Below are 26,360 nucleotides of genomic sequence, written 5' to 3'. Positions count from 1 at the left end.
CGCCGGCGCGAGAGCACGTAGCACTCGATCACTCGGGCGACGCTGTGTTCCGTGCAGAAATCTCGTCCAAAGAATGCGCGAAGAAGAAGCGCAGCATTTCCGCCGTCGCGTCCGGTCCCCGAGGGTCGGTGTAGGTGCCCCGCGTGCTGCCGCCGGACCATGCGTGACCGGCACCGTGAATCGTCCATTGCTCGACGTGTGGTGAGCCGCTCGCGTGGTGATAGGTGGTCCGCGTGTAGGCGCGGCCATTCGGCACCTGGCCCCGTTCCACGTTCACGCGCGGGTTCGCATCTGTCTCGGGCCGCTCGCAAGCGCGGGCCTCGGACGACGCAAACTGCACGATCACCTGCTCCCCGTTGCGGGGATGTACCGTCGCATCCCGGTCGCCGTGGAAAACAATGATCGGGATCGCGCGCACAGCCGGTCGGCCCGTGTCAGCGCGGGTCGTCCCGCGGCGGGCGGGCGCCGCGTTTCCCTGCATCGCGGCGAGCGCCGACGGCAGATCGTGCGCGGTGGCGTGAGGCAATCCGGAATGGATGCCGGCGGCGGCATAGATATCGGCGTAGGTCATCGCCATCGTCGTCGCCATCGCGCCACCGGCCGACAGGCCTGCGACGTAGATGCGCCGCGGATCGACGTTGAAGCTGGCTGCAACCTCGCGGGTCATGCCGGCGATCAGCGACGGTTCGCCCGCGTCGGCTCGCTGGTCCGAAGGCTTGAACCAGTTCCAGCATTTCGACCCGTTCGCGTGGGCCGATTGGGCGGGATAGAGAACGAGGCAGGGCTGCTTCTCGGCCTGCTCGTTCATGCGGGTGCCAGCGGCAAAATCATCGGGATTCTGCGTACAGCCGTGCAGCATGACGATCAAGGGTAGCGCTTGCCCGCGATAAGCGCTCGGTACGTACAACTTGTAGCTGCGCGTACCCGCCGGGTTCGTGTACGAGCCGGTGATGAAGCGGGCACCGTCCGGCACGGCGTCGGGCACGCGCTCGGGAACGATCGGTTCGAACGCCGGCGCGGGGCTGCGGAATTTGAACAATTTCTCGCGCAGGGCTGCGCCGAAGCGTGGCGGCGGGGGCGCGAAGGTGTGCTCACCGGTTGGCGCACCGGGACCGTGCAGGTGATCGGGGGGGGCGTCCGGCGGTTCGGTGCCCGCCACGAAGGGGCCGGTGTCGATGACGCGGCAGTGCCCCTCGATCGGCGGTTCCGCGGTGCGGCTTGCGGCCCCGGTGTCGGCCGCAACATCGGGCGCCGCGGCGCCGCGAAGCGCGCGTTGAATGAGCGCCGTCGCTTCGAACAACTGGCCCGCCCGCGTCAGGCGTGTGGCCTCGAGTAAATCGGAGTTGAGTCGTGCATTCATGTGGTGAATCTCCTGGCGTGGCGCAACTGCGTCACCTGATTCGGTCTGCCAACGCAGCCTTGACTGCTGCACTGGCATGTAGCGCGCCGAGCACGACGATCGAATCGATCGTGGCCAGCGCGAGTTCGGGAGGTACATCGTCGGCAATGCTGGCGAGGCCCAGCACCTGGATCTGCAAGGTCTGTCCGGCCGCTTGCACCGCCTCCAGATCGCGGCGGGTGTAGTGCTGCAGGCCGAGGACGAAAGTCTTGCGGGCGACCGTGTCCCGGATCACGTCGGCATGGGTGGCCAACTGATTGCGGATCGCCGTGCGGATGAGATCGGTGCGATTCGAATAGAAACCTTCCTGGACCAGCAGGTCGATCTGCCCGAGGTCGACGACCCCGAGGTTGATCGTGATTTTCTCGGTCGTTTCTCCAGCCTTCGGGCGAAGCTCGTGAACACTCATCACCATCCCCTTGCCATCTGTATGGATGGTATTGTGGCCCGTAAGTCCCAAAAGTCAAGTAGCCGAAATTGTCGAGCCGGACGCCAGGCTTGGGGCCGAATGGCACGGGGTTTGGCAGGCCGGCGATTGCTGTGTGGTCTGCTGCCACCGCCGCTTGTGGCGATATCCGACGTGGTGTGGTTTAGCTGTACGCGTACGTTGCGATCCTCCTATCCTGTGCACAATCACGTTCTGATTTCTTTCCTGCCCGACCACTGACATCGAAGCTGCGGCCCGGCTCCGCGGAAGGGGTTTTATAGTCGCCCGCCAATGTGATCGATTAACGCCGGACCGCGAGGCGAACCGGACTACGATGTCACGAATCGAAATCTGCCCCGCCGCGAGGCGTGATTCGGCACCCGTGAGGTGTAAATGATGAAAAACGCCAAGAAATCATCTGCCGTTCAGATTGCCCGACTCAGGGTCAGCCTGGCCCAGAAGGCTCTCGAACGGCGTTCCCGCGAGCTGATCGAAGCGGCGCCGGATGCGATCGTGGTGGTCGACCGGGCCGGCCGGATCGTGCTGGTGAATGCGCAGACCGAGGATCTCTTCGGCTATCCGCGTGAGGAACTTCTCGGCATGGCGATCGAGATGCTGGTGCCGGAATCGGCGCGAGCGGGCCACGTCGAAAAGCGCGACCGCTTCATCGGACATCCTTCGGTGCGACCGATGGGCACCGGGCTCGACCTCGCCGGCCGGCGCAAGGACGGCACCGAAGTACCCATCGAAATCAGCCTCAGCCCGCTGCACACCGACGCAGGGGTGCTCGTTTCGGCGTCCATCCGCGACATCACCGAGCGCCGCGAAGCCCAGCAGGCGCTGCACGAAGCGCGCAACGAACTCGAATTGCGGGTGCGCGAGCGGACCGCCGAGCTTGAGCAGGCCAACGCGGCGCTGCAGGCCGAGATGGCCGATCGTCACGCCGCCGAGCTGGCGCTGCACCAGGCTCAGAAGATGGAAGCAGTGGGCCAGCTCACCGGCGGGGTGGCGCACGACTTCAACAACCTGCTGACGGTCGTCATGGGCAATCTGCAGCTCCTTGCGCGGCGTGTCCAGGGCGACGCCGCGGCCGACGAGTTGATCAAGGGCGCGCTGAAGGCCGCGAAGCGCGGCGCCGACCTGAACCGGACGCTCCTCGCCTTTTCGCGCAAGCAACGGCTCGCGCCGGTACCGGTGGATTTCAACGAGATGATCGCCGGCATGGCGAGCCTGCTGCGGCGCAGTCTGGGCGAGCAGGTGCAGATCATGGTGGCCGAGTCTGCGGATCTGCCGCGCGCGATGGCCGATGTGACGCAACTTGAATCGGCGCTACTCAACCTGGCCGTCAATTCACGCGACGCGATGCCGCAGGGTGGCACGCTGACGATCGAAACCGCCGCGGTGCGGCTTGACGAACACTATGCCGCGCTCGAAAGCGACGTGAATCCCGGACCCTATGTGATGCTCGCCGTGTCCGATACAGGCACCGGCATGCCGCCGGAAGTCGCGGCGCGGGCCTTCGAACCTTTCTTCACCACTAAGGACACCGGCAAGGGCAGCGGATTGGGCCTCGCGATGGTGTATGGCTTCGTCAAGCAGTCGGGCGGGCACGTGAAGATCTACAGCGAGCCGGGCATGGGCACGACGGTGAAGCTGTTCCTGCCGGAGCTCACCAGCCCGATCGATTTTACGGCGACGACCGCCGAGGCGCCCGTACCGCAGCCTACCGGCCGGGAGACCATTCTCGTCGTCGAGGACGAGGAGGACGTCCGGCATCTTGTCTGCCGTCTCCTCACGGCACTCGGCTACCGCATCCTCGAGGCGTCCCACGGCAAGGCAGCCATCACGATCCTCGACGCGGAACCCGACGTCGATCTCCTCTTCACCGACGTCGTCCTGCCCGGCGGCATGAACGGCCCGGAGATCGCCCGCCAGGCACAGCTGCGACGCCCCGGGCTGAAGGTGCTCTACACCTCCGGCTACACCGGCAACGCGATCCAGCAGCTCGAAGCGCTGGGCTCCGAGGTCCGCTTGATCAGCAAACCCTACGCGATCGAGGATCTCGCGCAGACGGTGCGCGACACCCTGGACGCGTAAGGCCCGCCCAAGCTTTCCGGCGATTGGCGGCTAGGCTAAGGCCTGCGTGCCCGCCGCGCATGGCGCATTCGGCCCATCCGCCCTGCAAGCGGGATTGCGGTATCGATTTCGCCAGCCCCCAAGTCGAGTACGTCTCTTGTAACAATCGATCGCAACAATACTGGAACGGCGGTATCGGTTATGCGGTCAATGTGGTTCAAAATTGTTTTCTTGGGCGCGTTCCTGTCGCGACTGAACCGCAGTCGGCATCAGACCGTAAACGGAAAATCACTGGAGGAGACTTGAAATGGAAAATGTAACGACCAAAAGCATCCGGACCGAAGATTTGGAGCGCGAGTTCATCCCGCCGCTCGACCTGCCGGAAACCCATGGCGTTTCCTGGGAACAGCAGGTGAGTGCGACGCTGGCGTGGCAAGAGGCCGGCGGCAACGTCGAAGAATCGGCCGATTCGCAGACGACTGCGGCGGACGCCCGGTCGGGCTCTGAACGCCATCTGCCGACGATGCGGACCATCACCAGGATGAACACTGTCCTCGTGGCCTTGGGGGAACGGCTGCAACAGATTCAGATCGAGGCCGCGAATGTGGCCATCGGTGAGATGTCGCTGCGTCAGGCCTCGACCTCCGTGGCACTGAATCCCGAGGACGCATTTTCCCCGCTGAGCCCGGAGCACCTCCAGCGCATCGATGCACTCGCAGCGTCCTGCTTCGCGTTGCTGACTGCCGCCCGGGCGAACCTGTCGGCCATACCGGGTTTCCCCTCGGTGAGTGCCCGCACCGGCGGGACGCAGCGTGCCGCCCACGAGCCCTGGTTCTTTGCCGACCGTCGTCAGCACGAAATGATGATCGATTTTCCGGACCGACGCGCCGCGGCGTGACGACACGGGCGTGATGCTCGCTCATTAAGTCCGCTTCCGCCGTTCACCAAGCTTCGTGCCGCCGGCTGAAACGTCCGCGTTCAGCCGGCGGCACTTTTTTTTGCGCCCGTCGGTTGGAGCGGCTGCCTATCCTTTCACTCCACCCGGTGCTAAACACATAGAAGGTAGGTGCCGATTGCATTTTCAATGTCAATGCGGGGAGGGAGATCATGGCTCACCATGCTCAGCAATTTTTCGGGGTGATCCTGAGCGGCCTGGCCTTGGCCGCGACCGCAGGATTTCCGATCTCCGCCGCCGCCGATGACGCCGGCACCCGTAGCCAGGTCTGGGATATCGCGCGCGGCGGGCAGCTTTACGATAATTGGGCCAAGGTCCTCGGCAAGGAGCTGCCCAACGAGACGCACCCGGCATATCCGGCCGCCAGCAAGCAGAAGGGCGCTGCGACCTGGCGCTGCAAGGAGTGTCACGGCTGGGACTACAAAGGCGCCGACGGCGCCTACGCAAAGGGGTCTCACCAGACCGGCATCAAGGGGCTGCGGGCCATGGTCGGCGCCGATCCGAAGGCGATCCTGAAAGTCCTCACCGACGGCACCCACGGCTACAGCGAGGCGATGATCGCGCGCGGCGAGATGGAAAAGCTGGCGCTCTTCGTCAGCCTGGGGCAGATCGACATGGACCTGCACATTGATCGAACCACGCGCAAGTCGCGCGGCGAGCCCGGTCGTGGCGCGCCGTATTTCCAGACGATCTGCGCCGTATGTCACGGCTTCGATGGCAAGACCCTGAATTTCGGCACGCAGGAGACCCCGGAGTACGTTGGCACGGTGGCCCGCGAAAACCCGTGGGAGTTCATGCACAAGGCGCGCTTCGGTCAGCCGGGAATCCCGATGATCTCGCTGATCACCCTGCCCGATGCAACGATCGCCGATCTCCTGGCATTGACGCAAACCTTGCCGGAGAAATAGCGGCCGGCAGCGAGCTGGGCGATCCGATGGGCGTGTGCAAAACGCCAGGGGAGTTTTTGCTCTTTACGCGATCTGATTGCGCCCCATTCGCTTAGCGCGGTACATCGCCGTGTCGGCGTGGCAGAGCAGGCTTTCTGCATCCAGGCCGTCACGGGGGTACAGGCTGGAGCCGATGCTGGCGCCAACGGTGGCGGACTTCGCGCTGAGCTGGAAAGGCTCGCGCAAGGTGCGCAGAATCTTGTTGGCGATGGCTTCGACCTGGTTTTGGTGCGTCAGATTGTCGAGCAGGACGACGAATTCGTCCCCGCCGAACCTGGCGACGGTGTCTTCGTCGCGCACGCAGTCGCTAAGACGCTTGGCGACATCCACCAAGAGCGCGTCGCCGCTGGCGTGTCCCATGGTGTCGTTGACCTCCTTGAACTCGTCCAGGTCCACGAACAGCAGGGCAAAGCTTCCATGTTTGCGGTGCGCCCGCGCAATCGCCTGCCTGGTCCGATCCATTAACAAGTTGCGGTTTGGCAGCCCCGTAAGCACGTCATGATCGGCGGCGTGCATCAGTTGTTCGGTCAGTTGCTGCGCCTCCGTCACGTCACGAAATACCGAGACGGCACCTACCAGTGTGCCAAGGCGGTCCAGCAGCGGCGTGGCGATTTCTTCGACGACATACTTCACTTTGTCCTTGTCATACAAGACACATTGCTTCTTTTGCGGCGTGCCCGAAAGCAGGCAGTCTTCCAGCGCGGTGCTAATGCGCTCGCCTTGATCGTCGAAGCAGTCGAACACTTCATTCGGCGGGCGGTGCAAGGCATGCTGACTACGCTGGCCGAAAAGTTGTTCCGCGACAGGATTGATGTATTCGATGCGACCGTCGGCGTCGATCAAGGCGACGCCTTCGCCGATGGAACTCACGGTCGTCTGCAGCCTGTCCTTTTCCTGAAAAAGCCGCTCCTCGGCGCGCTCGCGTCGCGCGATTTCGGCTTCCAGTTCCAGTTTGTCGAACCGGAGATGCAGGGAGGTGCGGATCACGCGATGGAAGTTCCACGCAGAAAACGACAGGGCTGCGAGGAAGATCAGCGTCATGACGCCCATCGCCGTCTGCAACGGGGTGCGCAGTGTCAGGTATTGAACGGCAAGCGGCAGCAGGGCAGGCAACAGGAAGGCCACGCAGGCTTCCATTCGCGGCGCCAGTACGCTGATACCCCCCGCGGCCATGCCGGCCAGAACAAACGCGACAAACACCTGATGCGCGATCGAATCGAATGGAAACAGCACCAAGCCCGCCGCGCCCCAAACGCTGCCGGCGACCGCTGCGCCAATCACATAGGCAATGTTCCAGAAACGGACTTGATCCCGGCCCGGTTTGACCCTGCTGTAACGCCATGTGACCAGGGCCCGGAGCACTGTTGCGAACAACAGGCAGCCATACCACGCAAGCACGACGGTAATGGGAATCAATGCACTCTGAATATAAGCGAGGATCGCTCCGTTGATCAGCGTTACGGTATAGGCGAGTGGCGCACCCTCGTAGAGCAGCCTTACCTGCTCTGCGTATAACGGGTCGGAATGGCGATTTTCGATGCCAGCGTGTTTCATTTTGCCCCGTTCAGAGCTGAAACAAACGGATATTGACCCACTTGAACGCCATTCGCCTGATGCCGAACCGCGCAATTCACAACGATCAAGACATGAATTCTTTTTAGACCGCCAAAGCGCCGGCCGACATGGAATATTTCAACTTTGAGGAGCTGGATAAGCTGGCGATCGGGCCGGTGCAGACGACGATACGCCGAATCTGCCGCGAACTCATGGGCGCGCGAAACAGTGATTCGAACGGCGATCCTCTCTGCCCCTGAGCGGGACATTGCACCCCGGCTCTCGCTGTCGAATTGCGCCGAGATCAATGCACGCCCGGATCCGCCGTGCCCACCCACTTCCATTTCGCGAATGATTCCGCGAGGAGCGGTTCGCTGATGATGTAGCCCTGTGCCACGTCGCAGCCCTGCGCCGACAGGTGCTCCCATCCGGCGCGATTCTCGACGCCCTCCGCAACGACTTCGAGGTCGAGATCGTGCGCGAGGTCTATCGTCGAGCGCACGATCACCGCGGAATCGCTGTTCGACAGCATGTCCTCGACGAAGGATTTGTCGATCTTGATCGCGTCGACGGGCAGCTTCTGCAGGTAGGCGAGCGACGAGTAGCCGGTGCCGAAGTCGTCGATGAAGAGGTCGCTGCCGAGATCCTTCAGGCGGCGCAGGCTGTCGTAGCTGCCTTGCGGGTCCTGCATCAGCGCGCTTTCGGTGAGTTCGAACTGCACCGACTCGGGGTCTACCCCCCAAGTGGCAAAGTGGTTGCGCACTCGCTCGATCAGCTTGGGATCGCGCAGGTCACGCGCCGACAGATTGACCGCCACCGGCATGATGAGGCCCGATTCGCGCCAGACGTAGCTTTGCCGGAAGGCAGCCTGCATCACCCAGTCGGTCAGCGGGCTGATCAGTCCGCTATGCTCGGCAAGGCCGATGAAGTCGCTCGGCCAGAGCGTGCCCCGCTGCGGATGTTCCCACCGCACCAGGGCTTCGACACCGCACACGGCACCGTTCGAGAAGCGCACCTTGGGCTGGCAATAGAGCCGCATCTGGCCTTGATCGATGGCGCGATGCAGGTCTCCGATAAGGGCCAGTCGCTGGGCGCACTCGCGGTCGCGGCCGCCGGTGTAGATCGCGTGGCCGTGTCCTTGGTGGCGTGCCTGGTGCATCGCGACGTTCGCGCGGCGGATCAGGACGTCGGGCTCGTTGCCGTGGCCGGGGAACACCGCGATGCCGATGCTTCCGCCGGCGTCGAGCATGATCTCGCCGATCGCCACCGGTTCGAGCAGTTCGAGCAGCAGGCGTTGCGCCGTGCGCGAGGCGGCGGCCGCGTCGGCGTGCGGCAGCATGATCGCGAACTCCGATTCGCCGACGCGCGCGATGTTCGCGGAGTCCGGAATCACCTTGCCGATACGCGCGGTGATCTCGCACAGCATTGCGTCGCCCTGCTGGTAGCCGAGGGTCTCGTTGATCTCCTGGAAATGGTCGACACCGAGGATAAGCAAGGCAAGGGGGCCGCTGCACGACTTCGCGGCGTCGATTTCCGCTGCCAGTCGCATGCGCAGCCGCCAGCGATTCGGCAGGCCGGTCAGAGAGTCCTGCTCCGCCATCCGCTTGATCGTTTCCTGCGCTTCGCGGCTCTTCTGGTGCAGGCGCAGCGTGGCGATGCCGAAGGCGAGATCGTCGGCGAGCTCGCCCAGCAGATCGGCTTCGGCTTCATCGAAGGCGTCCGGTTCGCCGGCCGCGATCGTCAGATTGCCCAGGATCTCGTCGCCGAGACGCAGCGGAAAAGCGCTGAACGCAAGAAGTCCCCGTCGCAGATCCTCCTTCCGCCACGGGGCGAAATCCGGATCGTCACGGGCAATGCGGCCGATGTTCGGATGCCCGGTGCGGATTGCCACGCCGGTGGCACCGCGCCCGCGCTCGCCTTCGCCCCAGGTGAGGCCCTGCGCATCCAGAAACTCGCGGTCGATGCCGCAATGGGCCATCACCGCGATGCTTTTCGCTTCGTCGTGCTGCACGTAGCCGACCCACGCCAGGCGATAGCCACCCTCTTCAACGATGATGCGGCAGATATCCTCGAGCAGCGCGCGCTCCTCGGTCGCGCGGACCAGCGAACGGTTGACAGCACTGAGCGTCTTGCGCGCGCGGTTGACGCGTTGCAAGGCTTTTTCGGCTTCTGCATGGCGCAGCGCGCGCCGCAGCGCGGCGATGCCGTAGGCAAGGCCATCCGCCGCTTCCTGCAGCAGGTCTATCGCCTCGGGGCTGAAACCGTCGGCGCAGTCCGTGGCGATCAGCAGCACGCCAGGCACCTTGATGCGGCTCGCCAGCGGCAACACGGCAACGAACGGCGGGCCCCCGGTGGGCCGATCGGCACTGTCCGCCGCATCGGGATCGCCGGCGTCGGCAGCACCCGGCACGACGAACGGCCGTCCTGCGCGAATCGCATCCCGTAACGGTTCCGCTTCCGGTTCGCTACCGAGTTCCAGCAGTCCCCGCTCGGCACGGTTGTCCGGCGCCAGGCCGCTGGACGCGACGCTCCGCAGCGTACGGCACTCGGCGTCGGCGTAATGGATCGCCGCGAACCGGTATCCGGCGGTCGCAATCACCGCTTTACAGATGTCCTGCAGCAGACGCGCCTCGTCGGTCACGGCCCGCAGCGTGGCGTGGACCACACGCAGTGCGACCAGGGCCCTGTTCGCCGACCGACCTTCCAGAAGGGGCACCGCGGGTGGCCCGCCCTTAGCCGACAGTTTCGCGTTCATGATGGCAAGCCTCTCATGCGTCGCTGGTCCGGCCATGGCACCACGCCGGCAGCACGAAAATTAGACCGCCCGGTTGCCTCAAGGTTGAACCCCACGGGGCTTTTCGCGCGCGCCGCGGGCGCTCAAAGCTTGTAACCGATGTGCCTCAGCAACTCCTTGCGGGCGCTGATCTTCGCCTCGTCCTCGATACCGAGGGGCGGGAAGCCGTCGACCACCCCGATGATTGCGCGCCCCAGCTCCGTCTCGGCGATCACCACTTCGACAGGGTTGGCCGTCGCGCAAAAGATGCCGCACACCTCGGGCACCTGCTTGATCGCACTCAGGACATTCACCGGATAGTAGCCTTCACAAAGGAAGACGATGAAGCTGTGTCCGGCGCCGATCGCCTCCGCGTTGCGCTGCGCAAGCGCGATCATCGCCGGGTCAGTGCCCGACCAGCGTATCAGGCGGTCGCCCGACGCCTCGCAGAACGCGAGTCCGAAGCGTATGCCCGGTACTGTAGTGAACAACGCTTCATGTATGTCTTCGACTGACTTGATGAAATGCGTCTGGCCGAGAATGAAGTTGATCGGCTCCGGCTTGTCGATCCTTACGGCAATCAGGTTCATGAGAGCTCGCTCCTCGCACGCCTACCGCTTTCACCATAGCACCCCCCACGGCACGCGTGCTGCCTCGGACGGTCTGACCACAGCCCACTCACCGCTCGAGCAGCCAGACACTCTCCGTCGCAGCAATCTTGCCTTTGAACCCGCCGGGAACGTCGATCCTGTCGAGGAGCGTCACCCCGTACGTTCCACGATAGTGTCGGCTCACCTCCTCGCCTGAAATCGAAAACGGCGGGCCTGCCATCAAGCTCTGGTCGTATTCGAAGCAGAGAACCAGTTGCGGAGCTTGGACCGTGATCTGCATCAGGTGGGGCGTGTATCGGGCACGCATCGCGTCGGGGAGGGCGACCAGGGCGGCGCGATCGTAGATGGCGTCGACCGGGCCGAGGAGCTCGGCCGACAGATCGAAGATGTCGCCGACGAAGACGTCGACATTGTCTGCGCTGAAGCGCTGGATGGGGCCACAGGTCGATAGCGTGGGTTCGACACCGAGTTCGGCGAAGAGCTGTTCGACTGCAAGCCTGCTCAGCTCCGCTCCCGCGACGCGGTAATCATTCGACAGCAGCCAGTGGATATCCAGCGTCTTGCCACACAAGGGGAGAAACAAGCGCCGGCCCTTTTCAAGCGCGAGTGCCGGTAAATGCTTCACGAGCATCGGATTGACCGCGTCCCCGTGAAAGCCGATCTCGTTGTTCGCCCACTTGCGATGCCAGAAATCTGCGTCCATGTTCTTTGACCATGAAGAAAGGTGTTGAAGATCTCGACGAGCCCGAAGCGATGGTGGGGCGAGCGGTTTTACTGGAGGGCGCGGTCGAAGTCGGCGATCAGGTCGGCTTCGTCTTCGAGACCCACGGAGACGCGGATCAGGCCCTCGGCAATCCCCATCGCTGCGCGTGCCTCCGGACCCGCTTCCCAGAAGATGGTGGGCGCGACCGGAATGATCAAGGTGCGCGTGTCGCCGAGGCCTGTGGCCTTGATCGGCAGGGTGAGGCGGTTGAGGACGTCGACCATCGACGACGGGTCGCGCAGTTCGAAGCTCAGCAACCAAGAACCGGCAGCAAAGAGATTCGTGGCGCGCTCGTGTTCGGCGTGTGACGGCAGAAATGGGTAGTGGACCGCATCGACTTTCGGATGTCGTTCGAGCCACCGCGCCAGCGCGAGCGCCGTGCTGCTGCTCTGCTTCACGCGCAGCGCCAGGGTCTCGCTGCCGATGCTGATGCGATGGGCCTGGTCCGACGACAGCGTGCCGCCCATGTCGCGCAGGCCTTTCTTGCGGATCTGCAGCAGCCCCCAGCCGATGGGGTCACCGTTGCGATAGGACGGGAAGATGTTCGGGTAGGGGGGCCAGTCGAACAGCCCGGTGTCCGTCACGGCCCCACCCAGCGCCTCGCCGTGGCCGGCGATCGTCTTGGTCAGCGAGTTGATCACCAGGCTCGCACCGACTGCGCGCGGCCGGAACAGTGCCGGCGAGGTGATCGTGTTGTCGACCACGTAGATGAGCCCGCGCTCGCGACACAACTGGCCGATGCCCGCGAGATCCGCGACCTGCGTTCGCGGATTGGCGATGGTCTCGACGAAGACCATGCGCGTTTCCGGGCGGATCGCCGCGGCGACGGCCTCGACGGAACAGGCGTCGACCTTGTCGACGGCGATCCCCAGGCCCTCAACGGTGCCGAAGAGGCTGTTCGTGTTGCCGAAGACGTACCGGCTTGCGACAAGGTGGTCGCCTGCACGCAGGAGCGTGAGCAAAGTCGCCGCGATCGCGCCCATGCCGGTCGCGAAGCACACCGTTCCCACGCCGTCCTCCAGCGCGGTGATCTTGGCTTCGAGGGCGGCCGTGGTCGGCGTGCCTTGACGCGCGTATTGGTAGCCACCCTTGTAGGTGCCCTGAAAAGCGCCGATCAGGTCCTCGACGCGGTCGAAACCGTACTGCACCGAGGTGTGAATCGGCTTGTGGATCCCTCCGTGTTCGACACCGAAGCGGCGATCAGAATGGACATTGTCTGTGCTGAGCGCACGATTGTCGGCTGATAAATGCATCTTTGAAGGATATATCAGCTTGACCCGATCGGCGCCCAGATCAGTTAGCAGGGCAGGGCAATACGTGCGTTGGTATCGGTATGCCCGTGCCCGTCCCGCTCACGGTGCCACCGTATCGGAGCCCATCTCCGACATCAATCCCGCAATCACCCCGCGCAGCCAGCGATTGGCCGGATCGTGGTGAAAGCGCGCGTGCCAGTGTTGCTTGATGGTGTAGTCCGGTAGCGGGAACGGGACCGGGAAGATGCTGAATTCGCCGCGCCCTCGCAGGAGTTCGCCGAGGCGGCGCGGGATTGTCATCAGCAGGTCGGTGTGTTCGACGACGAAGGCGGCGCCGAGGAAGTTCGGGATGTTCAGGACGATCCGCCGCTTGATGCCCTGGCGGGCGATTTCGTGATTGATGACCTGGTGCCCGGTTCCCGAAGTGCTGAAGACGGCGTGATCTTCGGCTTCGAACTGCTCGAGGCTGAGGCCGTTGTGGATGCGGGGATGGTCCGCACTGGCGAGGCAGACGTAATGCTGGCGGAAAAGGGCCTGCTGGTAGAAGCCGGCTTCGAGGTCGGGGATGAAGCCGACCGCGAGATCCGCTTCGCCCGATTCGAGCATCCGCCCGGTGTCGGCGGAAAGTGGCTCGATCGCGATGCGGATGCCGGGTGCGGTGGCGCGCAGTTGCCGCCACAGCTTCGGTAGCAGCACCAGGTGCGTGATGTCGGTCATGCACACGCGGAAAGTGCGGTCCGACGAGGCGGGGTCGAAGACGCTGCGGTGGCCGAGCACTTCGTTGATGGAATCGAGCGCATGCCGGATCGGGCTGACGAGTTCCTCGGCGAGGGCGGTCGGGTCCATGCCGGCCGAGGTGCGCACGAACAGCGGATCGGAGAAGTGTTCGCGCAGCTTCGCCAGCGCAATGCTGACGGCCGGCTGGCCGAGGTCCAGCGCTTCGGCGGCGCGGCTGACGCTGCGTGTCTTGTAGATCGCGTCGAACACCATCAGCAGGCGCAGGTCGGGTGTGCTCATCGCGATCTCTCTATTCGAAATTCGAATAAATAGTATTTCATGCATCGTCTCGACGGAATACTTATCGATCGATAAATTGCGTCCACCACAACAAATCGCCGCTTGCTTTGATCTGGAACAAGGTTTCAGTGCTTAAGCGGGGCGGCGATGCACCGGATGGAGGAATAGACAAAATGCAGGAACTAGGTCGACTCGACGACTTACCCGTAGCGTACCGGGAAGCACTCACCGCACGGAATCTCGTGCCGCTGTGGCCCAGCCTGCGCTCGGTGCTGCCGCCCGGAAAGCCCGCCCAACGCACGCGCCCCATTCACTGGTCGTACGAAGGCCTGCGTCCGCTGCTGATCCAGGCGGGTGAGCTGACCCCGATCGAAAAGGCCGAGCGTCGCGTGCTGGTGCTGGCGAACCCGGGCCACGGTCTGGAGAAGATGCAGGCGAGTTCGTCGATCTACCTCGGCATGCAGCTGTTGCTGCCGGGCGAATGGGCGCCGGCGCACAAGCACACGCCGAACGCGGTGCGCATGATCGTCGAAGGTGAGGGCGCCTACACGACGGTCGATGGCGAGAAGTGCCCGATGAGCCGCGGCGACCTGATCCTGACGCCGACCGGCCTGTGGCACGAACATGGTCATGACGGCACGCAGCCGGTAGTGTGGCTCGACGTGCTCGATCTGCCGCTCGTGTATTACATGGAAGCGTCCTACGTTACCGAGGGCAAGGCCCAGACGGTCATCGCCGAGGCCACCGAGCGCGCCTACCAGCGCGGCGGTGTGGTGCCTTCGCCGATCTTTGCGCGCGCCGACAAGCGCTTCCCGATGCTGCGTTATCCGTGGGCCGATGTGCGTGCCGCGCTGCTGGCGCTGGCTGCGGCCCAGCCCGGCATCGAGGCGGTGCAGGTCGCCTACGTCAATCCGGAAAACGGTGCCGATTGCCAGGCCATCCTCGGCTTCTCGGCGCTGATGCTGCGTCCGGGCGAGACGCTGCGGCTGCCCGCGCGTTCGCCGGCGATGGTGTTCCACCAGATCGAAGGCGGCAGCGAGATCAGCGTCGACGACAGCGTGTTCACGCTGGCCGAAGCCGACACCTGCTGCGCGCCCGGCTACACGCCGGTGACGCTGAAGAATCGTTCCGCCGACAAGCCGGCATTCGTGTTCATCGCCGACGAAACGCCGCTGCACAAGAAGCTCGGCGTTTATGAAGTCCGCGCCTGACCCCAACTTCAACGATCAAGAGAGAAAGCACATGACTCAAGCCAATTATCTGTGGAACCCGCCGCCCGTGTATTCACTGCCGGTGCGCGGCATCGAGGCTCGTTACCCGGTCAACCGCATCTTCTGTGTCGGCCGCAACTACCACGCGCATGCGGTGGAGATGGGCGTGCCGGTCGACAAGGCCAATGCGCAGCCCTTCTATTTCACCAAGGGCGTTGCGACGCTGGTCGAATCCGGTGCCACCGTGCCGTATCCGACCGGCACCTCGAACTACCACTACGAGATGGAACTCGTCGTCGCGATCGGCGCACCGGGCTTCCGTGTCGCCGAAGCCGACGCTGCAAGCCTGATCTATGGCTACGCCGCCGGCCTCGACATGACGCGCCGCGATCTGCAGCTGGTTGCCCGCGAACAGGGCCGTCCGTGGGATCTGGGCAAGGACTTCGAGCTGTCGGCGATCTGCGCCGAGATCGTGCCGGTCGGCAACCTGGGTGTGCTGGAGAAGGGCGCGATCAACCTCGCCGTGAATGGCCAGACGCGCCAGTCGGCCGACCTGTCGCAGCTGATCTGGAGCATTCCGGAACTGATCGCCGACCTGTCTAAGTTCTACCACCTGCAGCCGGGCGACCTGATCTACACCGGCACGCCGGAAGGCGTCGGCGCGGTGAAGTCCGGCGACAAACTCGTCGGCCACATCGACAACGTTGGCGACATCGAACTGACCATCGGCGCCGCCGAGTGAACCCCGACGGCAGCGGCAGGTTACTGACCGCAGCCGATTGAATGCTTTGGAGGAGACAACATGACTCAGCAACTTCCGGTAATCGTCGCAGGGGGCGGTATTGGTGGTCTGGCAGCCGCGCTGGCGCTGGTGCGTCAGGGTTTTTCGGTGAAGGTGCTGGAACAGGCGCCCGAGATCGGTGAAATCGGCGCCGGCATCCAGCTCGGCCCCAACGCTTTCCACGCTTTCGACGCGCTCGGCGTCGGCGACAAGGCGCGTGCCCGTTCGGTGTTTACCGACGAGATGGTGATGCACGACGCGATCGACGGCGCGCTGGTCGGCCGCATCCCGACCGACGAAGCCTTCCGCAAGCGCTTCGGCAACCCATATGCGGTGATTCACCGGGTCGACGTGCATCTGTCTCTGCTCGAAGGCGCGCAGGAAACCGGCCGCGTCGAATTCCTGACCTCGACCCGCGTCGATCGCGTCGAGCAGGACGCCGACAGCGTCACCGTATATGACCAGCACGGCACGGCCCATCGCGGCATCGCGCTGATCGGCGCCGACGGCGTGAAGTCGGTGGTGCGGGCGCAGTACGTCAATGACCCGGCGCGCGTCACCGGCCACGTCGTCTATCGCGCCGTGATCGACAAGAAGGACTTTCCCGAGGACTTGCAGTGGAACGCCGCGAGCATCTGGGTCGGCCCGAACTGCCATCTGGTGCATTACCCGCTGCGCGGCGGCGAGCAGTACAACGTCGTCGTGACCTTCCACAGCCGCAACAAGGAAGAGTGGGGCGTCACCGAGGGCAGCGCGGAGGAGGTGCAGAGCTACTTCCAGGGCATCTGCCCGAAGGCGCGCCAGCTGATCGACCTGCCGAAGAGCTGGAAGCGCTGGGCGACCGCCGACCGCGAGCCGATCGGCCAGTGGTCTTTCGGCCGTGTCACGCTGCTGGGCGATGCCGCGCATCCGACGACGCAATACATGGCGCAGGGCGCGTGCATGGCCCTCGAAGATGCGGTGACGCTGGGCGAGGCGCTGCGCGTCAATGGCAACGACTTCGCGAAGGCCTTCGACCTGTATCAGCGTTCGCGCGTCGCCCGCACCGCACGCATCGTGCTGTCCTCGCGCGAGATGGGACGCATCTACCACGCCAAGGGTGTCGAGCGCCTGGTGCGCAACGACCTGTGGAAGGGCCGCACGCCCGAGCGTTTCTATGACGCGATGGAGTGGCTGTACGGCTGGAACGTCGATAACTGCCTGGCGAAGGGCTGAACCGTGGGCGCGCCGATGAAGCTGCACAACTTCTTCCGCAGCGGCACTTCGCACCGCCTGCGCATCGCGCTGAACCTGAAGGCGATTGCGTACGACTACGTGCCGGTCGACCTGCGCACCGAGGAGCACCTCGGTGCCGCGTTCAAGGCGGTGAATCCGCAGGCGCTGGTGCCGGCGCTGGTGTCGGGCGACCTGACGCTGATCCAGTCGCCGGCGATCATCGAGTGGCTGGAAGAGCGCTACCCGGCGCCGGCGCTGCTGCCGGCCGACGCGGACGAGCGCGCGCGGGTACGCGCGCTGGCGGCGATCGTCGGCTGCGACATCCACCCGATCAACAACCGCCGTGTCCTCGAATACCTGAGGAAGACCCTCGGGTGCAACGAGGACGCGGTGCTGGCGTGGTGCGCAACCTGGATCACCGCCGGGTTCGACGCGCTGGAAGCCTTGCTGGCTGCGGACAAGAACCGCGGTGCGTTCTGCTTCGGCGATGGGCCGACGCTCGCCGACGTGTATCTGGTGCCGCAGGTCGAGAGTGCGCGCCGCTTCAACGTCGATCTGAGTGCCTATCCGAACATCGTTGAGGTGGACCGCGCCTGCGGCGAACTCGACGCCTTCCGACGCGCGGCACCGGCCATGCAGCCAGACGCACCGGGCAAGTAACGCACAAGCATTTACAAGAAATCGGGGGGCTGGGTTGCCATCCAGTTCGCCCCCCGAACCCTGATGAGAGAGATGAGGAGACACATGATGGAATTCAGAAAGCATTTCGCCTTGCTGGCGGTGGCGCTCGGCGCGTCGGTCGTGTCGTTGTCGGTGGCTGCCGTCGAGCCGCTCAAGATCGGCATGATCCTGCCGATGTCCGGGCCGTTCGCGTCCTACGGCAAGCAGATCGAACACGGTGCGCGCCTCTACCTCCAGGAGCACAACAACACCTTCGCCGGTCGCAAGGTCGAGCTGATCGTCAAGGACGACACCGGCGTCGCGCCCGAGATCAGCAAGCGCGCCGCACAGGAACTGGTGGTCAAGGACAAGGTGGAGATCCTTGCCGGCTTCGGCCTGACGCCGTCCGCGTTCGCGGTCGCGCCGCTGGCGACGCAGGCGAAGACGCCGATGGTCGTGATGAATGCGGCGAGTTCGTCGATCACCACGAAGTCGGACTACGTGCTGCGCGTATCGCACACGCTGCCGCAGATCACCGCGCCGATCGCGAGCTGGGCGCTCAAGAACAATATCAAGAAGGTCTTTACGCTGGTCGCGGACTACGGTCCCGGCCACGACGCCGAAACGCAGTTCAAGAAGACCTTCACCGCGGGTGGCGGAGAGATCGTCGGCGAGGTTCGCACGCCGGTGAAGAGTCCCGATCTGGCGCCGTTCCTGCAGAAGATCAAGGACGTGAAACCGGACGCGGTCTTTCTGTTCCTGCCGCCGGGCGAGCAGACGGTGGGCTTCATCAAGGGCTTCGCCGAGCGCGGCCTGGCCAAGGCCGGCATCCGCATCATCGCCACCGGCGACCTGACCGAAGAGGATCAACTCGACGCGATGGGCGACAACGCCTTGGGCATCATCAATTCGCTGCAGTACTCCGAGGTGCACAATTCGCCGGAGAACAAGGCTTACACCGCGGCGTACTACAAGGCCTACCCGAAGGACCGGCCGAACTACATGTCGGTCAGTGGCTATGACGGCATGCAGCTGATCGCGAAGACGCTGGAGAAGACCGGCGGCGACGCCAACGGCGCGAAGTTCATGGCGGCGGCGAAGGGCATGGCCTGGGTGAGCCCGCGCGGTGCGATCAGCATCGATGCAGAAACGCGCGACATCGTCCAGACGATCTACGTCCGCAAGGTCGAAAAGGTCGGCGGCAAGCTGCAGAACGTCGAGTTCGACCAGATTGCGAACTTCAAGGATCCGGGCAAGCAGTAAGCCGCAGGGGCCGGGCAGCGCCCCCGTGCCGCCCGGCCGGCCGGACTCTCGACCCCGCAACTGGAGACTTCCATGACTGTCATTTTCGACGGCATCGCCTCGGGGATGCTGCTGTTCCTCATCAGCGTCGGCCTGTCCGTCACGCTCGGCCTGATGAATTTCGTCAATCTCGCGCACGGCGCGTTCGCGATGCTGGGTGGCTATATCGGCGTGACGCTGCTGAACCACGCCGGCGTGCCTTTCCTCGCGGCGCTGCCGTTGGCGGCGGTCGCGACGGCGCTGGTCGGCGTGCTGTTCGAGCGCACGCTGTACCGCCGCCTCTACGGCGCGACCCATCTCGACCAGGTGCTGTTCTCGATCGGCCTCGTGTTCATGTCGATCTCGACGGCGCATTACTTCTTCGGCGCGCAGCAACAGCCGCTGACGCTGCCGGACTTCCTGCAAGGCCAGATCAATCTGCCCGGGCTCGACATCGGCATCTATCGGCTGTTCCTGGTGATCCTCGGCCTTGCGATCGCGATCGGCCTGCAGCGCATGGTCAGCGGCACGCGTTTCGGCGCGCAGCTGCGCGCATCGGTCGATAACCCCCGCGCCGCGCGCGGCATGGGCATCAACGTCGAGCGCATCTTCACCCTGACCTTCGCGCTCGGCACCGCGCTCGCCGGCCTCGGTGGCGCTCTCGGCGTCGAAATGCTGGGCCTCGATCCGACCTTCGCGGTGAAGTACATCGTGTACTTCCTGATCGTCGTCGCGGTCGGTGGCAGCGGCAACATCAAGGGCTCGCTCGTCGCCTCGCTGATCCTCGGCATCTTCGATGTCGCCGGCAAGTATTACGTGCCCGAAATCGGTGCCTTCGTCATCTACGCGGTGATGGTGGCGATGCTGATCTTCCGCCCGCAAGGCCTGTTCGGCCGCGCCGCGTCCCGTTAAGGATTCCCCATGACTACTCTGGCACTTCAAGCGGGCCTCGCGCCCGTCCGCCGCGCCGACCACTGGCGTCCGGCCGAACTCGTGTTCTGGCTGCTGCCGGTCGCGGCGTATTTCATTTTCCCCGACAACCTCGTGCTGCTGACGCAGATCGCGATCACCGCGCTGTTCTGCCTGTCGCTCGACCTGATCCTCGGCTACGCCGGCATCGTGTCGCTGGGCCACGCCGCGTTCTTCGGCCTCGGCGCGTACGCGGCGGGCCTCCTCGCGGCGCATGGTTTCGGCGATCCGTTGCTCGGGCTCGGCGTCGCTGCAGTCGTCGCCGCCGCGCTCGGCTTCGTCACCAGCCTGCTGGTGCTGCGCGGCGCGGACCTCACGCGGCTGATGGTCACGCTGGGCGTCGCGATGATGCTGTACGAGCTCGCGAACAAGCTGACCCCGATCACCGGCGGCGTCGATGGCCTGCAGGGCATCGAAGTGCTGCCGCTGCTCGGCCCCTTCGAGTTCGACCTCTATGGCAAGACCGCCTTCTGGTACGCGCTCGCGGTGCTGTTCGTGCTGTTCTGGGTCGCGCGGCGCATCGTGCATAGCCCCTTCGGCCTGAGCCTGAAGGGCATCCGCCTCAACGTCGGCCGCATGCCGGCGCTGGGCACGCCGGTCAATGCGCGCCTTGCCGCCGTCTATACGCTCGGCGCCGCGTATGCCGGCATCGCCGGTGCGCTGCTCGCGCAGACGACCCAGTTCGTCGCGCTCGACGTGCTGTCGTTCAACCGCTCCGCCGAGCTGCTGCTGATCCTGGTGCTCGGCGGTTCGGGATCGCTGTACGGCGCGCTGATCGGCACCATCGTTTTCATGTCCGCGCACCACCTGCTTTCGGAGTTGAACCCGCAGTACTGGCAATTCTGGCTCGGCGCGCTGCTCGTCGTCATCGTGCTGTTCGCGCGCGACGGCGTCATGGGCGGGCTGCGCCGCATCGGGGCACGCTTCGGCGCCAACGGGGGGACCAAGTGATGAACTACGCACTGCAGACCCGCAATCTGGTCAAGAAATTCGGCGGTTTCGTCGCCACCAATGACGTCAGCCTCAACGTCGAAGCCGGCGCGCGTCACGCGCTGATCGGCCCGAACGGCGCCGGCAAGACGACGCTGATCAACCTGCTGACGGGCTTTCTCGAGCCCACCAGCGGTGAGGTGATCCTCAACGGCACGAATGTCACGCAGCTCGCGCAGCACCAGCGAGTCAAGCGCGGGCTGGCGCGCACTTTCCAGATCAACCGGCTGTTCGCCGACCTCACCGTGCTCGACTCGGTGACGATGGCGGTGAATGAGCGCCTCGGTCTCGGCGCGCGTTTCTGGAAGCCGGTCGCATCCTACGCCGAAGCGGTCGACGAGGCCGCACACCTGCTCGCGACCCTGCGCCTGCTCGACGTCGCGCACGAAAAGACGCGCAACCTCGCCTACGGCAAGCAGCGCCTGATCGAAATCGCGCTGGCACTGGCGGCCAAGCCGAGTGTGCTGCTGCTCGACGAACCGGCGGCCGGCGTGCCGACCAGCGAGAGCCGCGAGCTGTTCGAGAGCATCGCGAACCTGCCGCGCGACGTGACGATCCTGCTGATCGAGCACGACATGGATCTGGTGTTCCGTTTTGCCGACCAGATTTCGGTGCTGGTGAGCGGGGCGGTGCTCACCGAGGGCACGCCCGAGTTCATCGCCAACAATCCGAAGGTCAAGGAAGTCTATCTGGGAGAGGCGATCAGTGTCTGAACTACTGCGACTCGAAAACGTGTTCGCCGGATATGGCGAAGCGGTGGTGTTGGAAGGGATTTCCTTCAGCATGGAGGAGGGCGACAGCCTCGCGCTGCTGGGCCGCAACGGCATGGGCAAGACGACGCTGCTCTCCACCCTGATGGGAGCCGCGCGCCACCACTCCGGCGCGCTGCACTTCAGCGGCCAGGATCTCGCCGTGGTGCCGGCGCATGGGCGCGCCCACCTCGGGCTCGGCTGGGTGCCGCAGGAGCGCGACATCTTCCCGTCGCTGACGGTCGAGGAAAACCTCACGGTGGTGTCGCGCCCCGGGCACTGGAACCTGCAGCGCGTGTACGAGATGTTCCCGCGCCTCAACGAACGCCGCGCCAACATGGGCAACCAGCTCTCCGGCGGCGAGCAGCAGATGCTGGCGATGGGCCGCGCGCTGATGCTCAACCCGAAGCTGCTGCTGCTCGACGAGCCGCTCGAAGGCCTCGCGCCGCTGATCGTGCAGGAACTGCTGGCTATCATCCAGCAGCTCACCGAGGAAAGCGGCATGGCCGTGATCCTCGTCGAACAGCACGCGCGCCAGATTCTGCCGCTGACGCGCCAGGCGCTCGTTCTCGAACGCGGGCGTGCCGTCTATCTGGGCGAGAGCGCCACCCTGCGCGACGACCGCGAACTGCTCGACAGCTGGCTCGCATGCGGCACGACACCGGCGGCGCACTGAACGAAGGAAAAAAGCATGAAAGCAATCGACATCATCCACGCCGAACATCGCGCGCTCGGCGCCGTGCTGCAGGCCTTCCGTTTCGTGCTCGACGGCATCCGCGATGGTCGCTTCGAACCGGATTTCCAGCTGCTGGCCGCGATGATCGAGTACATCACGCAGGTGCCGGACAAGCTGCATCACCCGAAGGAGGACGACTACCTGTTCGTCAGGATGCGCGCGCGCATTCCGGCCGCGGCGGGGCTCCTCGACCAGCTCGAAGCCGATCACGCCGAAGGAGCACGCCGCACGGCGGCCTTGCGCGGCGCGCTGGTGCATTACCAGGGCATGGGCGCGTCGGGTTTCGCCGGGTTCGACGCGATCGCCGGCACCTACCTCGACGCCTCGTGGAAGCATGTCACCAAGGAGGAAACGGAACTCCTGCCGCTCGCCCGGCAATCGCTGACGCCCGAAGACTGGGCCGGCATCGACGCCGCCTTCGAGGCCAACAAGGATCCCTGGTCAGGCCCGACCGGCGAGTTCCGCGCGCTGTTCTCGCGCATCGTGAACATGGTGCCTGCGCCCTATGGGGTTGGCGACGCCGGCGTACCCGGCGCCTGAGAACGGTCGCCGGGCCGTCTGCGAACGACTCGCAGCGGCCCGCGCGACTGGCAGTCCGAACCGTCCGGGACTACGATCAAAAGTGATCGTGTCACCGGAGAGAAGATCGTGAAAACCGTTGCCCGCGTTCTGAAGTCGAAGTCCGACCCGACCGTTCATGGCATCGGTCCCGATGCCTCGGTGTTCGATGCCGTCAAGCTGATGGCAGAGTGCAATATCGGCGCGTTGCTGGTCATGGAAGGCGAGCGTGTTGTCGGCATCATTACCGAACGCGACTACGCGCGGAAAGTCGTCCTGATGGCACGCTCATCGAGGGAGACGCCGGTGCGCATGGTCATGTCGTCGCCGGTTGCGCACGTACGCCTCGATCAGACCGACGAAGAATGCATGACCTTGATGACCGAAAGGCACTTGCGTCACCTTCCGGTCATGGACCGCGGCAAGCTCGTTGGCCTGATCTCGATCGGCGACCTGGTGAAGAGCATCGTCTCCGAGCAGGAATTCATCATCGAGCAGCTCGAGCATTACATCGCCGGGGATCGCGGCGTCTGAAGGGCTGCCATCCCTCGCACGGATGCGGCAGGCACAGGATCCCGACCTGCCGCCGGAATGTCGGCGCTGCCTCGCGACTTTCAGCCGACGCGCTCCCACAGCGACGTTTCTTCTTCCAGACGATCGAGCTCCAGGCCCTCGAAGTCCGCGCGCGCCACGATGGCGACGACCTTCTTGCCCTCGACGACCGGCAGGTGGCGGTAACCGCCGTCATTCATCGCGCGCAAGGCGTCGATAGCGTGCTGATCGGGCGAAATCGTGGCCGGAGCACGTGTCATTACCGCGTCCAGCCGGGTTCGCGCCGGATCGCGGCCTTCTCCCAACGTGTGTACGGCGTCGCGGCCGGTGAAAATGCCCTTCAGATGCTTTGCGTGATCGACGACCAGCACCGCGCCGACATGTCGCTCGTACATGTGCTGGCAAGCGACCTGCACCGACGTGTCGGCCGTGAGCATCAGAGGTTCCTGCCCCTTGACGATGGCTGAAATGCAACGATTGGTCATGGCACACCCCCGCGTTTGCGATGGAAAGACGGTTCAATTTCAATCTAGCAGGTGCTGGAAGAAATATTCGGTCGACTGTCGCCGTGACGCTGTTGGGAGCATTCATTCCGTTCAGTTTGGGTTCATCAACGGGGGCGTAGCGTAAGCGCTCATCGAGATGGCCGACCTTGCCCCGATCTGATGAGGCGGGCGGCACATGGCGAAGCGCGGCGAATGGCGCCGAATTGTCGGCACGCTGAACGCCGCGAGACCGAGCCGTATCGACATACACATGGAAGCACTTGTCGAGTGCGGTTCTTTCCATTGAAAGTCACTGAGGACAATTGAATGAACGGAAAATCTGCAAGAGGATTACTCATCGCGTACACCCTCGCCGCCATGGCGGGACTTGCCGGCACGCACCATGCGCTTGCGGCGGACGCGCATGACCACGGTGCCGCGACCCCGGTGTTGAAGCTCAATGCGGGTAGCAAGTGGCGCACGGATGCGCCCCTGCGGGAAGGAATGCTGAAGATTCGGGCAGATGTCGAGCAGAAGCTGCCTGCGATCCATGCCGGCAAGTTCGCCGACGCTCAGTACGCTGCGCTCGGCAAGGCGGTGGAGGCGCAACTTGCCTATATCGTTGGCAATTGCAAGCTCGAGCCCGCGGCAGATGCCGTGCTGCATGGCGTGATCGCCGAAATGTCGGACGGTGTCGAGGTGGTCACCGGCAAGAAAGCCGCGGGAGAGCGGAGCAATGGCGTCGTGCACATGGTCAATGGGCTGAACAACTACGGCAGCTATTTTGACCACCCCGGCTGGAAGCCGGTCAGTCCGAAGCACTGAGGATAGAGGCCACGCGTGCGCGCCGCCGGGCAGCCGTGGCGCGGCACGGGTGCTGACGGCTGGCGCGCGCAGTGGCATGATTGGCGAGGAGGCCAAACATGCTGGTATTCCGCCAATTGTTCGATTCGTCGTCCTCGACCTACACCTATCTGCTCGGCGATCGCCACAGCGGCGACGCGGTACTGATCGACCCGGTGTTCGAACAGGTACGCCGCGATGCCGCGCTCGTGCATGAACTGCGCTTGCGCTTGCTGTGGACGCTTGATACCCATGTCCACGCCGACCATGTCACCGGCGCCTGGCTGCTGAAACAGCGCGCCGGAAGCGCCATTGCGCTGTCGGCGGCCAGTGGCGCGAGCGGTGCAGACCGCCTCCTCGAGCATGGCGACCGGATTTCCTTCGGCAAGCGTTACATCGAAGCGCGGGCCACGCCCGGCCACACCAGCGGCTGCTTGACTTACGTGCTCGACGACGAGTCGATGGCTTTCACCGGCGACTGCCTGCTGATCCGGGGTAGCGGCAGAACGGATTTCCAGCAGGGAAATCCCGCCGCGATGTATCGCTCGGTGCACGAGCGGATCTTCACGCTACCGACGACCTGCCTCTTGTACCCGGCCCACGACTACCACGGTCTGACCGTGACCAGCGTCGACGAGGAACGCAGCTATAACCCGCGCCTTGGCGGTGACATCAGCGTCGAGGATTTCACCGGATACATGAACAACCTCGGCTTGCCGCATCCGAAGAAACTCGATGTCGCAGTGCCGGCCAATCTGAAGTGCGGCCAGCCCGACGTCGGCCAGGCGACCGCGGGCGACCCGCAGTGGGCGCGTCTGACCTTCACTTTTGGCGGTATCTGGGAACTCCAGCCGCAGGCACTGGAAGAAGCGGGGGAGAGGGTGCAGATCATCGACGTCCGCCAGCCGGACGAATTCTCCGGAGCGCTCGGCCACATCCGTGGAGCGAAGCTCATTCCGCTCGATCAGTTGCATCGACGCGTGGAAGAAATCGACCGGACCAGGCCGGTGGTGACTGTCTGCCGATCGGGCGCGCGTTCGGCGCAGGCGGTGGTGATGCTGCAGAAAGACGGTTTTCAGGATCTCGCCAATCTGGCCGGCGGGATGCTGCGCTGGCGTGCCGAGGGCTGTTCGGTCGAAGGCGGCGCCGCGTGACGCTGCTGCGCCGGGCGCCCGGCCGCGCTCGCTCTTCGAGCACGGCCGCAACCCCGAACCCATCAGATCTTCTTCGTTTCCGTTTTCACGTTGGTGCCGTCGAGCGGGTTAAGGTAGATCTCGACCTTGTTCCCGACCTTGTCGGTACCTTTCAGCTCGTAGCAATTGCCCTTGGTGACCTTGGCGCGTTCGAACATGAAGCCGGCGTCGACCAGTGTGCGCAGCGAGGACGCTGCGGGCTGGGTGTTCTGCGGCGCCGCGGCGGTGCACTTCGGGTCGTCCGCGAAGGCACTGGTACCGATCAGCAAAGCGACGGCGGCGACGGTGAGGTGACGGATGTTCATGGCTGCTCTCCTTTCTTTCTTGTATCTATGCCGGGGTGGCATGGAACACATTGTCTG

The 26,360-nt window shown here is 64.5% G+C and carries 27 protein-coding genes; 17 read left to right on the top strand and 10 right to left on the bottom strand.

Translation table 11 applies throughout. From position 1 onward, the window contains the following. Positions 1 to 28: 28 nt before the first annotated feature. Positions 29 to 1,360 (bottom strand): extracellular catalytic domain type 1 short-chain-length polyhydroxyalkanoate depolymerase, encoded by a 1,332-nt coding sequence (locus tag GPA25_RS01730; RefSeq protein WP_169258621.1) that lies wholly within the window; start codon positions 1,358 to 1,360, stop codon positions 29 to 31. Positions 1,361 to 1,391: 31 nt separating this feature from the next. Further along, entirely contained in the window at positions 1,392 to 1,808 is a 417-nt protein-coding gene (locus GPA25_RS01725) for a CopG family transcriptional regulator (protein ID WP_169258620.1), read from the bottom strand. Between the two features lie 411 nt (positions 1,809 to 2,219). Here GPA25_RS01725 and GPA25_RS01720 point away from each other — a divergent pair, with 411 nt between their 5' ends. The 3 genes from GPA25_RS01720 to GPA25_RS01710 all read left to right on the top strand — a co-directional run bounded on the left by GPA25_RS01720 (position 2,220) and on the right by GPA25_RS01710 (position 5,765). Beyond that, positions 2,220 to 3,923 carry a PAS domain S-box protein gene (locus GPA25_RS01720; RefSeq protein ID WP_246265208.1) on the top strand — a complete coding sequence of 568 codons (1,704 nt, stop codon included), beginning with the start codon at positions 2,220 to 2,222 and terminating at the stop codon, positions 3,921 to 3,923. Between the two features lie 325 nt (positions 3,924 to 4,248). Beyond that, positions 4,249 to 4,800: a hypothetical protein gene (locus GPA25_RS01715; RefSeq protein ID WP_169258619.1), complete on the top strand. Its 552-nt coding sequence runs from the start codon at positions 4,249 to 4,251 to the stop codon at positions 4,798 to 4,800. A 209-nt stretch (positions 4,801 to 5,009) separates the two neighbouring features. After that, a complete protein-coding gene (locus tag GPA25_RS01710; protein WP_169258618.1) occupies positions 5,010 to 5,765 on the top strand; it encodes a cytochrome c family protein in 756 nt (251 codons plus the stop codon). Between the two features lie 63 nt (positions 5,766 to 5,828). Here GPA25_RS01710 and GPA25_RS01705 read toward each other — a convergent pair whose 3' ends face one another. Beyond that, positions 5,829 to 7,358, bottom strand: a complete 1,530-nt coding sequence (locus tag GPA25_RS01705) for a diguanylate cyclase domain-containing protein (protein ID WP_169258617.1) — start codon at positions 7,356 to 7,358, stop codon at positions 5,829 to 5,831. Positions 7,359 to 7,486: 128 nt separating this feature from the next. Here GPA25_RS01705 and GPA25_RS24165 point away from each other — a divergent pair, with 128 nt between their 5' ends. Next, on the top strand, positions 7,487 to 7,618 hold the full coding sequence (locus tag GPA25_RS24165) for a hypothetical protein (RefSeq protein WP_281357674.1): 132 nt from the start codon (positions 7,487 to 7,489) through the stop codon (positions 7,616 to 7,618). A gap of 44 nt (positions 7,619 to 7,662) precedes the next feature. Here GPA25_RS24165 and GPA25_RS01700 read toward each other — a convergent pair whose 3' ends face one another. The 5 genes from GPA25_RS01700 to GPA25_RS01680 form a co-directional block, all read right to left on the bottom strand. Then, positions 7,663 to 10,113: a bifunctional diguanylate cyclase/phosphodiesterase gene (locus tag GPA25_RS01700; RefSeq protein ID WP_169258616.1), complete on the bottom strand. Its 2,451-nt coding sequence runs from the start codon at positions 10,111 to 10,113 to the stop codon at positions 7,663 to 7,665. Between the two features lie 122 nt (positions 10,114 to 10,235). Further along, on the bottom strand, positions 10,236 to 10,721 hold the full coding sequence (locus GPA25_RS01695; protein ID WP_169258615.1) for an adenosine-specific kinase: 486 nt from the start codon (positions 10,719 to 10,721) through the stop codon (positions 10,236 to 10,238). An 88-nt stretch (positions 10,722 to 10,809) separates the two neighbouring features. Beyond that, positions 10,810 to 11,445, bottom strand: a complete 636-nt coding sequence (tmpT, locus tag GPA25_RS01690) for a thiopurine S-methyltransferase (RefSeq protein WP_169258614.1) — start codon at positions 11,443 to 11,445, stop codon at positions 10,810 to 10,812. A 68-nt stretch (positions 11,446 to 11,513) separates the two neighbouring features. After that, positions 11,514 to 12,758 (bottom strand): cystathionine gamma-synthase family protein, encoded by a 1,245-nt coding sequence (locus GPA25_RS01685; RefSeq protein WP_169258613.1) that lies wholly within the window; start codon positions 12,756 to 12,758, stop codon positions 11,514 to 11,516. Between the two features lie 99 nt (positions 12,759 to 12,857). Next, positions 12,858 to 13,775, bottom strand: coding sequence for a LysR family transcriptional regulator (locus GPA25_RS01680; protein WP_169258612.1), 918 nt, complete (start codon positions 13,773 to 13,775; stop codon positions 12,858 to 12,860). A 173-nt stretch (positions 13,776 to 13,948) separates the two neighbouring features. Here GPA25_RS01680 and GPA25_RS01675 point away from each other — a divergent pair, with 173 nt between their 5' ends. The 11 genes from GPA25_RS01675 (at position 13,949) to GPA25_RS01625 (ending at position 23,459) form a co-directional block, all read left to right on the top strand. Further along, complete coding sequence (locus GPA25_RS01675) at positions 13,949 to 14,986, top strand: cupin domain-containing protein (RefSeq protein WP_169258611.1); 1,038 nt, start codon at positions 13,949 to 13,951, stop codon at positions 14,984 to 14,986. A gap of 31 nt (positions 14,987 to 15,017) precedes the next feature. Then, entirely contained in the window at positions 15,018 to 15,728 is a 711-nt protein-coding gene (locus GPA25_RS01670) for a fumarylacetoacetate hydrolase family protein (protein WP_169258610.1), read from the top strand. Positions 15,729 to 15,788: 60 nt separating this feature from the next. Further along, the gene (locus GPA25_RS01665; RefSeq protein WP_169258609.1) at positions 15,789 to 16,982 is read left to right on the top strand and encodes a 3-hydroxybenzoate 6-monooxygenase; all 1,194 of its coding nucleotides are present in this window, start codon (positions 15,789 to 15,791) and stop codon (positions 16,980 to 16,982) included. Between the two features lie 15 nt (positions 16,983 to 16,997). After that, the gene (gene maiA, locus GPA25_RS01660) at positions 16,998 to 17,642 is read left to right on the top strand and encodes a maleylacetoacetate isomerase (RefSeq protein ID WP_169258608.1); all 645 of its coding nucleotides are present in this window, start codon (positions 16,998 to 17,000) and stop codon (positions 17,640 to 17,642) included. An 84-nt stretch (positions 17,643 to 17,726) separates the two neighbouring features. Then, positions 17,727 to 18,905, top strand: coding sequence for an ABC transporter substrate-binding protein (locus GPA25_RS01655; RefSeq protein WP_246265205.1), 1,179 nt, complete (start codon positions 17,727 to 17,729; stop codon positions 18,903 to 18,905). A 72-nt stretch (positions 18,906 to 18,977) separates the two neighbouring features. Beyond that, positions 18,978 to 19,835 (top strand): branched-chain amino acid ABC transporter permease, encoded by an 858-nt coding sequence (locus GPA25_RS01650; protein WP_169258606.1) that lies wholly within the window; start codon positions 18,978 to 18,980, stop codon positions 19,833 to 19,835. Positions 19,836 to 19,844: 9 nt separating this feature from the next. After that, positions 19,845 to 20,843: a branched-chain amino acid ABC transporter permease gene (locus tag GPA25_RS01645; protein WP_169258605.1), complete on the top strand. Its 999-nt coding sequence runs from the start codon at positions 19,845 to 19,847 to the stop codon at positions 20,841 to 20,843. Next, positions 20,843 to 21,595, top strand: a complete 753-nt coding sequence (locus GPA25_RS01640; protein ID WP_169258604.1) for an ABC transporter ATP-binding protein — start codon at positions 20,843 to 20,845, stop codon at positions 21,593 to 21,595. Before GPA25_RS01645 ends, GPA25_RS01640 begins: the two co-directional genes overlap by 1 nt. Beyond that, positions 21,588 to 22,307 carry an ATP-binding cassette domain-containing protein gene (locus GPA25_RS01635; RefSeq protein WP_169258603.1) on the top strand — a complete coding sequence of 240 codons (720 nt, stop codon included), beginning with the start codon at positions 21,588 to 21,590 and terminating at the stop codon, positions 22,305 to 22,307. Before GPA25_RS01640 ends, GPA25_RS01635 begins: the two co-directional genes overlap by 8 nt. A gap of 15 nt (positions 22,308 to 22,322) precedes the next feature. After that, positions 22,323 to 22,907: a hemerythrin domain-containing protein gene (locus GPA25_RS01630; RefSeq protein ID WP_169258602.1), complete on the top strand. Its 585-nt coding sequence runs from the start codon at positions 22,323 to 22,325 to the stop codon at positions 22,905 to 22,907. Positions 22,908 to 23,015: 108 nt separating this feature from the next. After that, positions 23,016 to 23,459 (top strand): CBS domain-containing protein, encoded by a 444-nt coding sequence (locus GPA25_RS01625; protein WP_169258601.1) that lies wholly within the window; start codon positions 23,016 to 23,018, stop codon positions 23,457 to 23,459. 80 nt (positions 23,460 to 23,539) lie between these two features. Here the strand turns inward: GPA25_RS01625 and GPA25_RS01620 are convergent, their stop codons facing one another. After that, positions 23,540 to 23,914, bottom strand: a complete 375-nt coding sequence (locus GPA25_RS01620) for a CBS domain-containing protein (protein WP_246265204.1) — start codon at positions 23,912 to 23,914, stop codon at positions 23,540 to 23,542. A 375-nt stretch (positions 23,915 to 24,289) separates the two neighbouring features. Between GPA25_RS01620 and GPA25_RS01615 the strand changes: the two genes are divergently transcribed. Both GPA25_RS01615 and GPA25_RS01610 read left to right on the top strand, forming a co-directional pair. After that, positions 24,290 to 24,787 (top strand): hypothetical protein, encoded by a 498-nt coding sequence (locus GPA25_RS01615; protein WP_211162893.1) that lies wholly within the window; start codon positions 24,290 to 24,292, stop codon positions 24,785 to 24,787. Between the two features lie 98 nt (positions 24,788 to 24,885). Further along, entirely contained in the window at positions 24,886 to 25,959 is a 1,074-nt protein-coding gene (locus GPA25_RS01610) for a rhodanese-like domain-containing protein (protein ID WP_211162892.1), read from the top strand. Between the two features lie 62 nt (positions 25,960 to 26,021). Here GPA25_RS01610 and GPA25_RS01605 read toward each other — a convergent pair whose 3' ends face one another. Continuing rightward, a complete protein-coding gene (locus GPA25_RS01605; protein ID WP_169258599.1) occupies positions 26,022 to 26,303 on the bottom strand; it encodes a PepSY domain-containing protein in 282 nt (93 codons plus the stop codon). Positions 26,304 to 26,360: the final 57 nt, after the last annotated feature.

The organism is Aromatoleum diolicum, assembly GCF_012910955.1.
GTDB classification, from domain to species: Bacteria; Pseudomonadota; Gammaproteobacteria; order Burkholderiales; family Rhodocyclaceae; genus Aromatoleum; species Aromatoleum diolicum.
This window is presented reverse-complemented; position numbering and strand designations above follow the sequence as displayed.

What these genes read in the sequence shown, in the direction of transcription:
- GPA25_RS01730 (WP_169258621.1), bottom strand. Translation starts at nt 1,360, where the DNA reads ATGAATGCACGACTCAACTCCGATTTACTCGAGGCCACACGCCTGACG.
- GPA25_RS01725 (WP_169258620.1), bottom strand. Translation starts at nt 1,808, where the DNA reads ATGAGTGTTCACGAGCTTCGCCCGAAGGCTGGAGAAACGACCGAGAAA.
- GPA25_RS01720 (WP_246265208.1), top strand. Translation starts at nt 2,220, where the DNA reads ATGATGAAAAACGCCAAGAAATCATCTGCCGTTCAGATTGCCCGACTC.
- GPA25_RS01710 (WP_169258618.1), top strand. Translation starts at nt 5,010, where the DNA reads ATGGCTCACCATGCTCAGCAATTTTTCGGGGTGATCCTGAGCGGCCTG.
- GPA25_RS01705 (WP_169258617.1), bottom strand. Translation starts at nt 7,358, where the DNA reads ATGAAACACGCTGGCATCGAAAATCGCCATTCCGACCCGTTATACGCA.
- GPA25_RS24165 (WP_281357674.1), top strand. Translation starts at nt 7,487, where the DNA reads ATGGAATATTTCAACTTTGAGGAGCTGGATAAGCTGGCGATCGGGCCG.
- GPA25_RS01700 (WP_169258616.1), bottom strand. Translation starts at nt 10,113, where the DNA reads ATGAACGCGAAACTGTCGGCTAAGGGCGGGCCACCCGCGGTGCCCCTT.
- GPA25_RS01695 (WP_169258615.1), bottom strand. Translation starts at nt 10,721, where the DNA reads ATGAACCTGATTGCCGTAAGGATCGACAAGCCGGAGCCGATCAACTTC.
- tmpT (WP_169258614.1), bottom strand. Translation starts at nt 11,445, where the DNA reads ATGGACGCAGATTTCTGGCATCGCAAGTGGGCGAACAACGAGATCGGC.
- GPA25_RS01685 (WP_169258613.1), bottom strand. Translation starts at nt 12,758, where the DNA reads ATGCATTTATCAGCCGACAATCGTGCGCTCAGCACAGACAATGTCCAT.
- GPA25_RS01680 (WP_169258612.1), bottom strand. Translation starts at nt 13,775, where the DNA reads ATGAGCACACCCGACCTGCGCCTGCTGATGGTGTTCGACGCGATCTAC.
- GPA25_RS01675 (WP_169258611.1), top strand. Translation starts at nt 13,949, where the DNA reads ATGCAGGAACTAGGTCGACTCGACGACTTACCCGTAGCGTACCGGGAA.
- GPA25_RS01670 (WP_169258610.1), top strand. Translation starts at nt 15,018, where the DNA reads ATGACTCAAGCCAATTATCTGTGGAACCCGCCGCCCGTGTATTCACTG.
- GPA25_RS01665 (WP_169258609.1), top strand. Translation starts at nt 15,789, where the DNA reads ATGACTCAGCAACTTCCGGTAATCGTCGCAGGGGGCGGTATTGGTGGT.
- maiA (WP_169258608.1), top strand. Translation starts at nt 16,998, where the DNA reads ATGAAGCTGCACAACTTCTTCCGCAGCGGCACTTCGCACCGCCTGCGC.
- GPA25_RS01655 (WP_246265205.1), top strand. Translation starts at nt 17,727, where the DNA reads ATGATGGAATTCAGAAAGCATTTCGCCTTGCTGGCGGTGGCGCTCGGC.
- GPA25_RS01650 (WP_169258606.1), top strand. Translation starts at nt 18,978, where the DNA reads ATGACTGTCATTTTCGACGGCATCGCCTCGGGGATGCTGCTGTTCCTC.
- GPA25_RS01645 (WP_169258605.1), top strand. Translation starts at nt 19,845, where the DNA reads ATGACTACTCTGGCACTTCAAGCGGGCCTCGCGCCCGTCCGCCGCGCC.
- GPA25_RS01640 (WP_169258604.1), top strand. Translation starts at nt 20,843, where the DNA reads ATGAACTACGCACTGCAGACCCGCAATCTGGTCAAGAAATTCGGCGGT.
- GPA25_RS01630 (WP_169258602.1), top strand. Translation starts at nt 22,323, where the DNA reads ATGAAAGCAATCGACATCATCCACGCCGAACATCGCGCGCTCGGCGCC.
- GPA25_RS01620 (WP_246265204.1), bottom strand. Translation starts at nt 23,914, where the DNA reads ATGCTCACGGCCGACACGTCGGTGCAGGTCGCTTGCCAGCACATGTAC.
- GPA25_RS01615 (WP_211162893.1), top strand. Translation starts at nt 24,290, where the DNA reads ATGAACGGAAAATCTGCAAGAGGATTACTCATCGCGTACACCCTCGCC.
- GPA25_RS01610 (WP_211162892.1), top strand. Translation starts at nt 24,886, where the DNA reads ATGCTGGTATTCCGCCAATTGTTCGATTCGTCGTCCTCGACCTACACC.
- GPA25_RS01605 (WP_169258599.1), bottom strand. Translation starts at nt 26,303, where the DNA reads ATGAACATCCGTCACCTCACCGTCGCCGCCGTCGCTTTGCTGATCGGT.